The sequence below is a fragment of the Azonexus caeni genome (assembly GCF_048146105.1).
Classification (GTDB): Bacteria; Pseudomonadota; Gammaproteobacteria; order Burkholderiales; family Rhodocyclaceae; genus Azonexus; species Azonexus aromaticus_B.
In genome coordinates this window covers 95,477-109,443 of the sequence record NZ_JBKJAD010000006.1, presented here as the reverse complement: position 1 = coordinate 109,443, position 13,967 = coordinate 95,477, and the positions used below count along the sequence as shown (strand labels likewise).

The following is a 13,967-nucleotide window of genomic DNA, read 5'->3' as shown; positions in this document are numbered from 1 at the left end:
TATCCCCTGTCAGTGGCCTGCGTGGGGATTGGCCGCCACTTTGCCAGCCATCGGTTTGATGCTGGTGACGACCCATTCACCGGGTTTGCGCTCGACAAACTCGAAGGCCACCGTTGCACCCGGTTTGAGTCCGCTCAACAGCGCCGGCGTCGCGACCTGGAACTCCATGGTCATGCCCGGCCATTTGAGGCTGGCGACCGGCCCGTGATTGAGCGTCAGCAGACCTGCCTTGGTGTCGAAACCCTCCACCGTGCCCTCGGCCTGATGCCCAACAGCTGCCGACTTGGCTGACTCCGGCTTCGGTTGGCTGCCATGGCTGGCATGGCCGAAACCGCCGACCGCCGCCTTCAGGTTACTTTCGGCGTCAATCAGGAAGTTGGCGGCAACCACCACGGGCTCGCCATCCTTGATCCCTTCGAGCACCTCAACATGGTTGTCACTGCGTTGCCCCAATTTAACCTCGCGTGGCTCGAAACGGCCTTCCTTGGCCTGGACCAGCACGATGCGGCGGGTGCCGCTGTCAATCACGGCCGAGGTCGGTACGGTGACGACCTCTCCTTTGGCCCCGACCGGCAACTCGACCTGGGCGAACATGGCCGGTTTCAGCAACTGACTGGGATTGGGCAGTTCGACTCGCACGGGTACCGTCCGCGTCTCGGCCTTCAGGGTCGGATAGACGTAGGTGATCGTCCCTTCGAACACTTTGTCCGGGTAGGCATTGATCCTGACCTTGGCTTTGGCACCGGTCTTGACCTGACCGATGTCCTGCTCGAAGACGTCAGCCACCACCCAGACCGCCGACAGGTCGGCCACCTGATAAAGCGCCTCGCCCGGCATGAAACGCATGCCCTGCAGGGCTTTCTTTTCGGTGACAATGCCGGCGACCGGTGAGCGGAAAGTCAGCGTGCGCCGTGCTTCACCGGATTTTGCCAGCGCCTTGACCTGCTCCTCCGATATATCCCAGTTTTTCAGACGCAACAGGCTTGAATCGGCCAGTTGCTTCATGCCGTCCCGCGCTTGGCCGCCGGCTTCCTTCAGCGATTCGACGCCTTGGGCGGCAATCGCGTATTCGCGCTGGGCGGAAACCAATTCCGGGCTATACACCTCAAACAGCGGCTGCCCCTTGCTGACCGGCTGGCCCGTGACATTGACGTGCAGGCGTTCGACGTAGCCCTCGAACTTAGGAGAAATCGCGTAGATGCGGCGCTCGTCCGGCTCGATCCGACCGGCGGCGCGTACCACCTTGTCAAGGATGCGCAATTGGGCGGCTTCGGTTCGAACGCCCAGTTTCTGTACTTTTTCGGTGCTTATCTTTATCTGGTTGGCAGATGCCGGATCGTCGTCCTGCTCTCCCTCATAGACCGCGATGTAATCCATCCCCATCGGGTCTTTCTTGGGCACCGGCGAGGTGTCGGGCAGTCCCATCGGATTGCGGTAGAACAGCAGCTTTTTCTCTTTCTTGGCCGGCTCGGCCGGGGCGCTGGTGACCGGTGCCGCATCGCCATGGGAAGCGCCGCCACGTCCGCCCAGCCAGTAACCACCACCGGCAGCCACAGCAACGGCAATAACGCCGATGGTCAGTCCTGCACCCTTGTTCATAGATCTTCCCCTAAAAGACGTTCGATTTCGGCCAGACGCATCTGGGCGTCGACTTGGGCCTTAAGCTGGTTTTGTCGGGCCTGCCGGATTTGGCGCTGGGCATCGAGCAAGGTGGCGAAATCGACCTTGCCGGTCTCATACCCGGCCAGCGCCGCCTTGAAGGTCAGTTCGGCCTGCGGCAGTAGGCTGTTGGCCAGCAGGTTTTCCGTGCGGCGGGCGGCTTCGATACCAGCCAGGGCCTCGGCCAGTTCGGCGGAGACTTGGTTGGTAGTGGCTTCCTTGCGCGAGCGGGCGGCATTGAGCATCGATTCCGATTCTCGCTCCTGCGCCCGGCGCGAAGACTGCTGCAGCGGGATATTCAGCTCGACCATCAACTCCCATTCCTTGATGGCGCTCTGGTACTGGATGGGGGATACGCCCAGCGTAAAATCGGGATAGCGGTTTTTGTAGGTCAGGTCGCGGGATTTCTCGGCGGCCTTGATTTTCGATTCGTCGGCGAACAGTTGCGGGTTGCGGGTTCGCACGCGCTCTTCCAACGTGGCGTAATCCAGCGCCACGGGAGTCGGCAGCTTGCGCAACTGCGCTGGTTCCTGCAAGGGCGCATTGCTTGGGCGGGCCAGCAAGGCATTCAGCCGGGCATGCAGGTGGTGCTGTTCGGTTTCCAGCGCAATCAATTCGTTGCGCATGTTGGTCTGCTCAACCTGGGCGCGGATAACATCCTGCTGCGCCGCCAGGCCGCCGGAATAACGAACCTGGGCGACTTTTTCCAGGCGGGTCATCAGGTCGAGGATTTCCCGGGTCAGTTGCTCATTGCGGTGTACGAAATACAACTGGGCAAAATTGACTTTGATCCGCCCGGCAACATCGGCCCAGGTGCCCAACGCACGTCCCTTGGCGCCGTCGGCTTCAAGCTCGGCGATTTCGCGCTTCAGGTCACGCTTGCCGAACCAGGGTATGTCCTGCATCAGCAAGTAACGGGTGCTGCCGACGCGATTTGGGGCTAGCGTGGCACTCTGTTCGCCCATCCGCGTTATGTCACGCAACTCGGTCCGAAACTTCGGGTCGGGCAAGGCACCGGCCGGCGTCACCCGCTCGCCTGACGCTTCGGCCTCGGCCTGCATCGCGGCGTACTCCGGATTGCGTGTCTTGGCATAATTGATCAGGCTGTCCACGTTCGCACCAAGGGCGGCGTCTTGGGCAAGCACGGGCGACCCAAAGGCGGTGGCAAGCGCCAGGATCAAAATGGGTAACGGCCTGAGTCGGCGCATGCGACCTCCCTGCAATATTTGTTTTTATGAAGCATGCTGACAGCGAGAGGTAAGCACCGTCTCGCCGTCAGTCGATTGGGTTATTTGGCGGGTTCGAAATGGACGACGGTGATGGCACCATTCACGTTTTCGGCCATGAAGCGAATCTTATCGCCGGTTTTCATCTGGTCCAACCAGGCGACATTGGAAACCTTGAGTACCATGGTCATCGCCGGCATGTTCAGGTTGGTCAGTGGGCCATGCGACAAGGTTACTTTGCCGGCTGCCTTGTCCACTTTCTTGACCTGAGCGTCGATCATCTGCATTTCAGCAGACGCGGCGCTCGGCGAGGCCATGGCATGCCCGGCATGCCCGGCATGCCCGGCATGGTCGCTTGCAGCTTGGGCAGAAACGGCGCCGAGGGTGGAAAAGGCGATCAGTGAGGCGGTGATAAGTGCTTTCATGAGTTTCTCCTGTTTGGGGGATCAATGTTTGGCAAAGATGCTGGTTTCGCCACCGGCCTGGACCAGCAGCGTGTTGTAGGGGACGGGTCTCGGGCTTTCCATGCCCGGCGATCCTGGCGGCATCGACGGCACCGCGATGCCGAGGGCTTTCGGTTTTTCCTTGAGCAGACGCTGGATGTCGGCAACCGGCACATGGCCTTCGACCACATAGCCGGCCACCTTGGCGGTGTGGCAGGAGCCCAGCCGATCGGGCATCCCCAATTGTTTGCGGGCCGCCGGGACGTCCATGACGTTGTGCGAGCGGACCTCGAAGCCCGCATTTTTCAGATGATCGACCCACTTGCCGCAGCAACCGCAATTCGGGCTCTTGTAAACATCCACCATTTCGCCGGCCGCCACGGCAGTGGAAAGGCCGGCGCCGAGGACGGAGCTCAAAGCAAGAACAAGAAAGGGGTTACGCATGGCGAAGCTCCTGTGTCAGTCGAGTGGCGTCAGTATGGATAGCCGACGCCAACAATTTGCTGTCCGTCGGATTACATTTTTGTAATCTTTATGGGGTTAATGTTTGTGCGCTCCGTGGTCATGGCTGTGCGCATTTTTGCCCTTGGCCACCGGCTTTTCCTCGACCGGGGCTGCTGGTGCCTCTTCGTGGCCTCCATGCCCCTGCTCGTGGCCTTCCAGTCCGCCATGGGAATGACCGTCACTGGCTGCCACCAGTTGCTCGTAGGCGGTCGCCGACAGCAAAGGTATCTTTTGCAGGAAGGCCGTCAGGTCCCAAATGGCCTCATCCTCCATGCCGCCCTTCGACCAGGCCGGCATACCGGAAGCCTTGATGCCGTGCTTGATGATCCAGAAATCGCGGGCAGCGTCACGTGACGATTGCGCCGCCGGTTTTTCGGAAAGATTGGGGGGAGTCGGATACAACCCCTTGCGAATCTCCGAATCTGGCGCTTCCGGAGACAAATGGCAATTGACGCACATTGCAGCATAGTTGCCGGCCCCGCGTCGCACGCGCTCGGGATCGGCAAGATCAGCCGGGATCTGGATTTCACCCGTACGGCTGGCAATGGCCCTTTCGCGGGCAAACGTCAGCGCCTGGTAGGTGAATGAACTGTGGGGGGTGTCGGCACCGACATCGACGACGCCGGCCACGACGACGATCCCAGCCGTTGCCGCGCCCAAGCCGATGGTAGCCAGAGCGCCCAAGAGTAGTTTGTTCATGACAAATCTCCTGCGATATGGGTGTGATTTCAGTGTTGGCCGTGGCTGCCAGGCTTCCTGACCACGACCTCCTGGGATTGCGCTTTGCCCGCTGGGCGCATCGCGCCCTTGCCGGCATCGTGGCTGCGGGTTGCGGCCGCCACCGGTCCGGTCCATTCATAGGCTTGGGTGTTTTTTGGCTGTTTGTACCATCCCGGATCGCGATAGTCGCCTGGTTTCTGGTCGCGACGGACCTTGAAGACGGAGAACATGCCCCCCATTTCAACCGCACCATAAGGGCCTTGGCCGGTCATCATCGGCAGCGTGTTGTCGGGGATGGGCATTTCCATCTCGCCCATGTCGGCCATCCCGCGTTCCCCCATCACCATGTAGTCGGGTATCAAGTCCGTGATCTGCTTGACGACGCCTCGGTGATCAACGCCAATCATGGTCGGCACGTCGTGCCCCATGGCGTTCATCGTGTGATGACTTTTGTGGCAATGGAAAGCCCAGTCGCCTTCTTCGTCAGCGAGAAAATCAAGCTGCCGCATCTGGCCGACCGCCACGTCGGTGGTCACCTCGGGCCAACGCGAGCCGATTGGCGTCGGACCGCCATCGGTGCCACTGACGACAAATTCGTGTCCGTGCAGGTGCATGGGATGATTGGTCATGGTCAGATTGCCGATCCGGATGCGGACCTTGTCTCCCTTGCGGACGTTGAGCGAGTCGATCCCGGGGAATGACCTGCTATTCCAGGTCCAGAGGTTGAAATCGAGCATCGTGTTGACCTTGGGCGTGTAGCTGCCGGGGTCGATATCGTAGGCATTCAACAGGAAGCAGAAGTCGCGGTCGACAGTTTCGATAAGCGGGTGGCGCTCTTTCGGGTGGGTCACCCAGAATCCCATCATGCCCATCGCCATCTGCGTCATCTCGTCAGCGTGCGGGTGATACATGAAAGTGCCGGGGCGACGCGCGACGAACTCGTAGACGAAGGTCTTGCCGACCGGAATCTGCTTTTGGTTGAGACCGCCCACGCCATCCATGCCGCTGGGCAAGCGCTGGCCGTGCCAGTGAATGGTTGTGTGCTCCGGCAGCCGGTTGGTCACAAAGATACGTACCCGGTCGCCCTCGACCACCTCGATGGTCGGGCCGGGGCTTTGTCCGTTGTAACCCCACAGGTGAGCCTTCATGCCGGGAGCGATTTCGCGGACAACCGGTTCTGCAACCAAATGAAACTCCTTGACGCCGTTGTTCATGCGCCAAGGCAGAGTCCAGCCGTTAAGGGTGACGACCGGATTGTAGGGACGTCCGTTGGGCGGAGTCAGTGGAGATGCCGTGTCCGGGTTGTCCATGGACACCAGTTCGGGCAACGCGGCAAGCGCGACGGAACTGACAGAGGCAGCCGCCACGGCACCGCCAGCCATGCCAAGGTTTTTGAAAAAATCGCGACGTGTGGTCATGATGGATGTCCCCTTAATGGTCGGCGCGGCCGGTGACCGCAATGGTGGCTCGGGCCGAAGCATTCAAAGACGGCTTGCCGATCATCGCCATTTCCAAATCACCGCGAGCGATCCAGAAATCGCGCAAGGTTTCGATATAGCTGTTGACGCTACCGATCTGCGTCCGGGCATCAGCGAGCAAGTCGAAAACGCCAATCAGCATGCCGTTGTAGCGGAGCATGTTCTCGTCCGAAATCCGCTTGTTGAGGGGGATCACCTCGTCACGGTAATGGCGGGCAATGTCGTAATTGGTTCGGTAGGCGTGATAGGCCTCACGAACCTCCGAGCGGGCATTGATTGCCGATTCGCCGGCACGCTCCACCGCCTGCATGTAAATCGATTCAGCCTTGGCCACCTTGGAACCACCCCAATCGAAAATCGGCAATTCGAAGCTGATTTCGTAGCCTTTCTTGTAGCCGCTGTCGCGTGCGCCTTCGAGCACCCGGGCCGGGCCGACTTCGAGAACGTTGATGAAACGGGTCGCCTTGGACAGGCCAAGATTCTTCGCCAGCGCCTCGGTTTCGAGGCGGATTGCCTGCAGATCGAGGCGTTTGTCGAGCGCCGCCTGCTCGACACCCGGCAACTCGTCGATCGTCTTGGGCAAATCGGGGAGTCGTTCGGGCAGGCGAATGGCATTGCGATCAGGCAGGCCCAGCACGCGCGCAAGGCGTTCGCGTGCCGCGATTGCCGACTGCTCCGATCTGGCCAGGTTTAAAGCCGCATCGGCATAGAACGCTTGCTCGCGAGTCTGGCGCAGTTTGCTGAAATTGCCCACCAACGCCATGCGCCGGGCCAGTTCGGCACCTGCCTCGGCGGCCTGCCTGACTTTACGCAGGTAACGCACGGACTCCTCGGCAGCCAGCGCCGTGTAATAAGCTTGGCGGGCCTCAGCGGCCAGGCGGGCCACATCGATCACCGCCAGTTGCTGCGCCTGGGCGAATTTGCGTTTCTCCACCTCGACCGCCAGCGGCATGGTGATCAGGGCGAAGATGTTGAAGGTCAGCGCCTGTTCAATCTTGTATTCACGGATGCCGTTCTCAGGTTTGCTGGCACGCAACATCGAGAAATGAGGATTGGGCAAGCGTCCCGCCTGTACCAGTTCGGCCTCGCCGATCCCCAGGTCGAAAAACGCCGCCTGCAAGCCGCGATTGTTGTAGAGCGCAAGCTGAATCGCGTCATCCGCCGTTAGCGGATTGGCGAGCAGTTCGCCGACCCGGGCCTGCAGTGTCGAGCGCTCCGCATCGCTGCGCGCCCATTGGACGTCCTTGTCCAGACGCTCGCGGGTCGTTTGCTCGACACGGCCGAACCCACCATCGTCCGAAAACGTGGCACAACCGGCCAAACCGAGAATTCCGACGGTGGCGACAAGCAGTTTTCCGCGACGCATCGGCAACAAAGAGAGAGCGGACGTCATGGCTTATCTCCGGTCGCCTGTGAGGGGCGTTCAGCAGGGTTTCCGTGCTCATGGGCTGGCTGTCCAGCCGCTTGGCCGGTTTCAAGATGCCCCATGTGTCCGCGCAGGCGACCCATCTCGCCATTGACCTGACGCCAGTCATGCAGCGTCTCATCCTGGAACGGTTTGTAATCCGCGAAAGCCGATTGGTAGGGTGTTTCGGGTATCGGTTCCTTGGGCGGATGGGAATCGGCCCAGGCGGGTGTCGCGGCGAGCGCGACCGTTAACGCCATGATTTTCATGATGCCTCCATTGGGAATATGCGGAGTCTTTTGCCCCGATGATCGACATCATGCTTTCGCCAAACCAACATCTTGCTGACTTGCGGATTACATTTCCGTAATCTAGGCAATTAGCCTTTAAAAGCGACGGAAAATGCGCCATCAATAGCCAATGATTGGTGGAGAGAACAATGAAAATTCTTGTGGTGGAAGATGAAACCAAAACCGGCACCTACCTCAAGCAGGGCTTGGTCGAGGCGGGTTTCGTCGTGGATTTGGCCGTCAACGGCCTCGACGGGCTGCATCTGGCGCTGACAGAGGCCTATGATTTGGCGATCCTTGACGTCATGCTGCCGGGCATCGATGGCTGGCAGGTATTGCAGGGCATTCGCCGGGCCGGCAAGGAAATGCCGGTGCTGTTTCTGACGGCACGCGATCAAGTCGAAGACCGGGTCAAGGGACTGGAACTGGGCGCTGACGACTACCTGGTCAAACCCTTTGCCTTCTCCGAACTTTTGGCTCGGGTCAGAACCCTGTTGCGGCGGGGGGGTAAAGCCAAGGAGTCCGAGTTTCTGCGCGCTGCGGACCTCGAACTTGACTTGCTGCGCCGCCGGGTCAATCGGGCGGGCAAACGTATCGATCTGACCGCCAAGGAATTTGCCTTGCTCGAATTATTGCTGCGCCGTCAGGGTGAGGTGTTGCCTCGCTCATTGATCGCCTCCCAGGTCTGGGATATGAATTTCGACAGCGACACGAACGTTATCGAGGTCGCGATCAAGCGCCTGCGCGTCAAGATTGACGACGGGTTCGAACCCAAGTTGATTCGAACAGTGCGTGGCATGGGCTATGTTCTGGAGATTACCGATTGACCCCGACTCGCGGCCCGTCGCTGACGCTTCGCCTGACCCTGCTGTTTGCGCTGGCATCGGCCTTTGTGCTGTTCCTGCTTGGCCTGCTTATTGGCAATGCGGTTGAACGCCACTTCGAAGAGCAAGACTTGGATGTGTTGAATGGAAAAATGCAGTTGGCGAGGCATATCCTGGAACGAGATCCGGGTAGTCAGCCGAAAGAGGCGCTGACCCAGCAATTGGACGATGCGCTGACGGGGCACCACGGGTTGATCGTTGCTGTCTATGACCAGAATGGCAAAACGCTGTATGCCAACGAATCCATGGTCTTTCCGCAGGATCTACTAAGCATTGGCGCGGCACCTAAGCGCGAGCAGCCCGTCAAATGGATCAGCAACGACGACCAGCCATGGCGGGGAATTTCCTCGATGGTCAAGCTTGGCACCAATGGCGGTGGTAGTTACACCGTGGTAATTGCCACAGAAATCACCCATCACGAGCACTTCATGACATCTTTCCGCCAGACCTTGTGGGGGTTTATGAGCATGGCAACCCTGGCGATGGGATTGCTCGGCTGGTTTGTCGTCCGGCGCGGCCTATTGCCGTTGCTGGCCATTAAGCGCCAGGCTGCCGAGATTACCGCCAATCGCCTGCATACCCGCTTGCCGGTCGAAGCCATCCCACGCGAATTAGCTGATTTGGCCGATACCCTGAATGGCATGCTTTCGCGCCTGGAAGAGTCCTTTCAGCGTCTGTCGGATTTTTCATCGGACTTGGCCCATGAGTTGCGAACGCCGGTCAGCAATCTGTTGACCCAGACCCAGGTCACGCTTTCGAAAGCACGCTCGGCGGACGACTATAGGGACATCCTGGCGTCGAATGCGGAAGAGTTCGAGCGCCTGTCGCGAACCATTTCAGACATGCTCTTCCTGGCAAAGGCCGACAATAACCAAATCATCCCCAACCAGGAAACGATAAATCTCGCCGAGGAAATTGGCGATTTGCTGGAGTATTACGATGTGCTAGCCGAAGAGAAGTCGATTGTCTTGTCACTCTCTGGTGGCGGCCAAATCTCTGGAGACCGATTGATGCTGCGCCGCGCTGTCAGTAACCTGCTGTCCAATGCGCTACGCCACACGCCGAATGGTGGAGTGGTCACTGTGAAAATTGGCGAAACTGATGATTACATGACGCAAATTGCCGTAGAAAATACCGGCAACCAGATTCCGACGGAACATCTGCCACGCCTGTTCGACCGGTTTTATCGGGTTGATAGCTCTCGTCAGCGGACCACGGAAAATTCCGGACTCGGATTGGCTATTACACGATCAATTGTGGTTGCTCACGGAGGGAGTGTAAACGTCAAGTCGGAGGAGGAAAGAACGCGCTTCACCGTGTCTTTGCCCAGTCCCCGATAATAGCGCTTTCCAATCAACAAGGAACTGGTGCTCCTGCACTCAAAGCTTGGAGCATCCAGAACCTGCATGGGCTTTGGACAGAGACTCAATCCGTTTTTTCGATCAGATAGCTCTTTGATTTTTCATCAAAACAGGCCCCGTTTAACTTGCCAAGATGGCTCACCCATTCACAGGTAAGTCGAGCACCATCTGCGGCAACCAGATTTGCTTTGTTCAGGGTGCTATGTCGATTATGGCGAAACGTCATGGTTTCGTACTTGGAGCAAATCTCCACAGAGCACCCTTTATGCTCCCATTGTCCTTCGTACGGCTTGCCGTCAAGCATTACAGATGCAGTGTGCTCTCCTGTAATTTTCATTTCTAATTTCGCATTACCATCAATCGATCCATCCGACTTATCAATCAATGAAAAAGTCGTAGCACAGCCGGCCAATAGCGAGGCACAAACGATTGTCATTACAAGTTTCATGGCGTTACTCCTGATTATTTAAGCGTAAATCGTGCGGTCGAGATTTTTCTACTGGCAAAGGTCACGGTAACCAAGATCTTTGCACCTGCTGCCGTTTTGAAGGAACCATTGGCTTCAAGCCTGTCACCATTTGGTTTCAGTTCGACTTCCTGCTTGTCTGCACCCGACAACAATGTGACTCTGGCCGAAGCCTGGCTGACGTCTACCGCCTTGCCGTGGTTTCTGAGAAACAGTTGAATCTGCTCTGGCTTGGCGACCAGTTCGTAATCCATATCTTTAACCTCGGCAACAATGCCGCCATGCAGTGGCTTGTGCTCGTGGCCATGTTCATGGCCACCTGCGGCGAAGGTGAGTCCGGAGAGTCCAAGTAAGATGGCGGCAATAAAATGTATCGGTTTCATGAGGGTTCCTTTTGTGAATTGAAAATCAAAGCGCACCGGCATCGCGGTCGGCCATCAGGCGTTCCACATCCTTGCGGCCAAACAGCCAGAACATGGCGGGCGTCAGGAAGGTGTCGAGCAGGGTTGAACTGATCAGGCCCGAGAAAATGACCACCGCCACGGGATGCAGGATTTCCGTGCCCGGCCGCTCGGCCTCGAACAACAACGGCGCCAGCGCGAAGGCCGTTACCAGTGCCGTCATCAAGACCGGCGCGAGACGTTCCAGCGAGCCGCGCAGGATCATTTTGTGATCGAAGTTCTCGCCTTCCATGCGCATCAGGTTGATGTAGTGGCTGACCTTGAGAATGCCGTTACGCACCGAAATACCGGCCAGCGTGATGAAACCGACCAGTGCGGCGACCGACAGCGGCTGCCCGGAAATCCACAAGCCGAGCACTGCGCCAACCAGCGCCAGCGGAATGTTGGCCATAATCAGCGCCGACAGCACGACCGACTTGTAGCGACTGAACAGCACCACGAACATCAGCACCAGCGAGACGATGGAGAGCAGGCCAACCAACCGCGAAGCCTCTTCCTGCGCCTGGAATTGTCCGCCCAGCGTGATGAAGTAGCCTTCCGGCAGCTTGCTGTCGCCGACGACCTTGCGGATGTCCTCGACAATCTCGGACAACGCCCGTCCTTGCGCGTTGGCCGAAATCACGATGCGCCGTTTGCCGTCATCGCGGCTGACCTGGTTCGGCCCGTCGCCGTCCTCGATGGTGGCGATTTTTGACAAGGGAATCGGGCCGCCGGGCGTCTCCAGCAAAATCTGCCCCAGCCCTTGCAACGAGCGGGATGACTCAGGCAAACGCACGACCAGCGCGAAGCGCCGGCCGCCCTCGACGACCTGAGTTACCTTTTCACCTTCAACCAAGCTTTGCAGCGTCGCCAGAATCTGTGGCGTCGGCACGCCGTATTGCGCGGCCGTCGCATAGTTGACGCTGACCTTGATCTGCGGGGCCAGCACCTGCTTCTCGATTTCCAGATCGGCAATGCCCGGAATACCGGCCAGCCTGCCGCGCAGCGCGTCGGCCTGACCGCGTAGCGTGTCGAGGTCGTCGCCAAAAATCTTGATGGCGATTTGCGAACGCACACCGGACAGCATGTGGTCGATGCGGTGCGAGATGGGCTGGCCAATGGCAATCGCCGCCGGCAGGTTGATCAGGCGGGTGCGAATGTCGGCCGAAATTTCGCCCATTGAACGCGTCATTTCGGACGCCGGCTTCAGGCCGACATCCAGTTCGCTGACGTGAACACCTTCGGCATGCTCGTCCAGTTCCGCCCGGCCGCTGCGTCGCCCGACGTGCACGACTTCCGGCACCGCTTTGACCAGCACCTCGGCCTGTTGCGCCAGCGCCGACGACTCGGCCAGCGTGACGCCGGGGTTGAGGCGCATGCCAATCAGCAGCGTTCCCTCGTTGAAGGGCGGCAGGAAGGTCTTGGGGAAGAACGGCACCGCGACTGCTGCCAGCAAAATGGCGACGGCACCAGCTGCCAACGCCGCTTTGGGACGGTTGAGCACCGTCTGCAAACTGCGGCCATAGCTCGCCTTCAGCCAGGCCAGCAGTTTCGTGTCGCCATGATCGAGCGACTTCATGCGGGGCAGCAGGTAGAAGGAAAGCACCGGCGTCACCGTCACCGACACCACCAGCGAAGCCAGTGTCGAAACGATGAAAGCAATGCCGAGCGGTACGAACAACCGGCCTTCCATGCCAGGCAGCGCGAAGAGCGGCAGGAAGACGAGCACGATGATGATCGTTGCGTAGAGGATGGCCGAACGCACTTCCATCGTCGCATGGGCCACCAGTTCAATCGGATGCATCCGGTGATCGTGGTGCTTGGCCCGGTCCTCCTTTAGCCGTCGCAGCACGTTCTCGACACCAACCACGGCGTCATCGACCAGGCCGCCGATAGCGATGGCCAAGCCACCCAGCGTCATGGTGTTGATCGACAGGCCGTAGTAGTCGAAGACCAGCGCCGTCATGAAAATCGACACCGGGATCGCGGTCAGCGCGATCACCGTCGGGCGCAAGGTGCCCAGGAAGAAAAACAGGATGACGGCGACGAAGACCGAGGCCCCGATCAACTTGCCTTGCAGCGTGCTGATCGACGACTCGATAAAACTCGCCTGGCGGAAGGTCACCTTGGGCGCCTCCATACCGGCCGGCAGCGATTTCTTCAGATCCTCCACTGCGGCCTCGATGCTCCGGGTCAGATGGATGGTGTCCGCCGTCGGCTGCTTCTGGATGCCCAGAATCACCGCCGGTTTGCCCTCGAAACCCGCGTCACCCCGCTTGATGGCGGGTGCGAAAGTCACGTCGGCAATTTGCCGCAACAAAACGGGTTGACCGTGGCGGGCCGTCAGCGCCAGGTTCTTCAGGTCGTCGAGGCGCGACGTGCGGCCGAGATGGCGGATCAGGTATTCGCGGCCGTTGAGTTCAAGGAAGCCGCCGGAGGTGTTGGCCGAGTAGCCCTTGAGCGCCCCGGTCAACTGCTCATGTGTGATACCCAGTTCCGCCATGCGGGTCGTGTTCGGCTGCACCTGGAACTGGCGCACCTCGCCGCCGATGGGGATCACCTGCGCCACACCGGCGATGGCCATCAAACGCGGCCGCAGCACCCAGTCGGCGTATTCGCGGACCTGCATCGGTGAAATCTTCGCCGTGTCGATGGGAATGGCGATCTGCATGATTTCGCCCATGATCGAACTGATCGGCCCCATGCGTGGCGTGACACCCGCTGGCAGGCCTTCCTCCATCGAGGAAAGACGTTCCGACACCATCTGCCTGGCCCGGAAAATCTCTGTTTTCCAGTTGAAGGTCACATAAATGAAAGAGAGACCGGCGCTGGACACCGACCGCACGCTCTCCACACCAGGGAGACCGTTCATGGTCGTTTCCAGCGGGAAGGTGATCAGTTGTTCCACTTCCTCGGCGGCCATGCCGCCGGATTCGGTCATGACGGTGACCGTCGGTTTGTTGAGGTCGGGAAACACATCCACCGGCGTGCGCGAGAGCGTGAATGCCCCATAAGCCATCAGCACTAGGCTGGCGATGATGACCAGCAGGCGGTTGGCCAGGCTGTTGTCGAGAAGCCACTTGAACATGGT

At 59.3% G+C, this 13,967-nt stretch carries 13 protein-coding genes; 2 read left to right on the top strand and 11 right to left on the bottom strand.

The window, feature by feature from the left end; genetic code table 11:
* Positions 1–9: 9 nt before the first annotated feature.
* The 8 genes from ACLIIZ_RS08900 to ACLIIZ_RS08865 all read right to left on the bottom strand — a co-directional run bounded on the left by ACLIIZ_RS08900 (position 10) and on the right by ACLIIZ_RS08865 (position 7,704).
* Positions 10–1,599, bottom strand: a complete 1,590-nt coding sequence (locus ACLIIZ_RS08900; protein ID WP_416691744.1) for an efflux RND transporter periplasmic adaptor subunit — start codon at positions 1,597–1,599, stop codon at positions 10–12.
* Positions 1,596–2,804 (bottom strand): TolC family protein, encoded by a 1,209-nt coding sequence (locus ACLIIZ_RS08895; RefSeq protein WP_232422798.1) that lies wholly within the window; start codon positions 2,802–2,804, stop codon positions 1,596–1,598. Before ACLIIZ_RS08895 ends, ACLIIZ_RS08900 begins: the two co-directional genes overlap by 4 nt.
* Positions 2,805–2,947: 143 nt before the next feature.
* Entirely contained in the window at positions 2,948–3,310 is a 363-nt protein-coding gene (locus ACLIIZ_RS08890; protein WP_416691743.1) for a copper-binding protein, read from the bottom strand.
* Between the two features lie 21 nt (positions 3,311–3,331).
* On the bottom strand, positions 3,332–3,772 hold the full coding sequence (locus ACLIIZ_RS08885) for a DUF411 domain-containing protein (protein WP_274739097.1): 441 nt from the start codon (positions 3,770–3,772) through the stop codon (positions 3,332–3,334).
* 96 nt (positions 3,773–3,868) lie between these two features.
* Entirely contained in the window at positions 3,869–4,531 is a 663-nt protein-coding gene (locus tag ACLIIZ_RS08880; protein ID WP_416691742.1) for a c-type cytochrome, read from the bottom strand.
* Between the two features lie 29 nt (positions 4,532–4,560).
* Positions 4,561–5,970, bottom strand: a complete 1,410-nt coding sequence (locus tag ACLIIZ_RS08875; protein WP_416691741.1) for a multicopper oxidase family protein — start codon at positions 5,968–5,970, stop codon at positions 4,561–4,563.
* Positions 5,971–5,983: 13 nt separating this feature from the next.
* A complete protein-coding gene (locus tag ACLIIZ_RS08870) occupies positions 5,984–7,423 on the bottom strand; it encodes a TolC family protein (RefSeq protein ID WP_341744112.1) in 1,440 nt (479 codons plus the stop codon).
* Positions 7,420–7,704: a hypothetical protein gene (locus ACLIIZ_RS08865; protein ID WP_341744113.1), complete on the bottom strand. Its 285-nt coding sequence runs from the start codon at positions 7,702–7,704 to the stop codon at positions 7,420–7,422. The genes ACLIIZ_RS08870 and ACLIIZ_RS08865 overlap by 4 nt, the downstream gene beginning before the upstream one ends.
* Before the next feature lie 170 nt (positions 7,705–7,874).
* Between ACLIIZ_RS08865 and ACLIIZ_RS08860 the strand changes: the two genes are divergently transcribed.
* Together ACLIIZ_RS08860 and ACLIIZ_RS08855 are read left to right on the top strand one after the other, a co-directional pair.
* On the top strand, positions 7,875–8,552 hold the full coding sequence (locus ACLIIZ_RS08860) for a heavy metal response regulator transcription factor (protein ID WP_416691740.1): 678 nt from the start codon (positions 7,875–7,877) through the stop codon (positions 8,550–8,552).
* Complete coding sequence (locus tag ACLIIZ_RS08855) at positions 8,549–9,949, top strand: heavy metal sensor histidine kinase (protein WP_416691739.1); 1,401 nt, start codon at positions 8,549–8,551, stop codon at positions 9,947–9,949. The genes ACLIIZ_RS08860 and ACLIIZ_RS08855 overlap by 4 nt, the downstream gene beginning before the upstream one ends.
* Before the next feature lie 85 nt (positions 9,950–10,034).
* On the opposite strand, the gene ACLIIZ_RS08850 is transcribed toward ACLIIZ_RS08855, so the two are convergent.
* Genes ACLIIZ_RS08850 through ACLIIZ_RS08840 form a run of 3 tightly spaced genes read right to left on the bottom strand, consistent with a single transcriptional unit; the run spans position 10,035 to position 13,964 of the window.
* Positions 10,035–10,418 (bottom strand): hypothetical protein, encoded by a 384-nt coding sequence (locus ACLIIZ_RS08850; RefSeq protein WP_416691738.1) that lies wholly within the window; start codon positions 10,416–10,418, stop codon positions 10,035–10,037.
* A gap of 14 nt (positions 10,419–10,432) precedes the next feature.
* The gene (locus ACLIIZ_RS08845) at positions 10,433–10,819 is read right to left on the bottom strand and encodes a hypothetical protein (RefSeq protein ID WP_416691737.1); all 387 of its coding nucleotides are present in this window, start codon (positions 10,817–10,819) and stop codon (positions 10,433–10,435) included.
* Between the two features lie 25 nt (positions 10,820–10,844).
* A complete protein-coding gene (locus ACLIIZ_RS08840) occupies positions 10,845–13,964 on the bottom strand; it encodes an efflux RND transporter permease subunit (protein WP_416691736.1) in 3,120 nt (1,039 codons plus the stop codon).
* Positions 13,965–13,967: the final 3 nt, after the last annotated feature.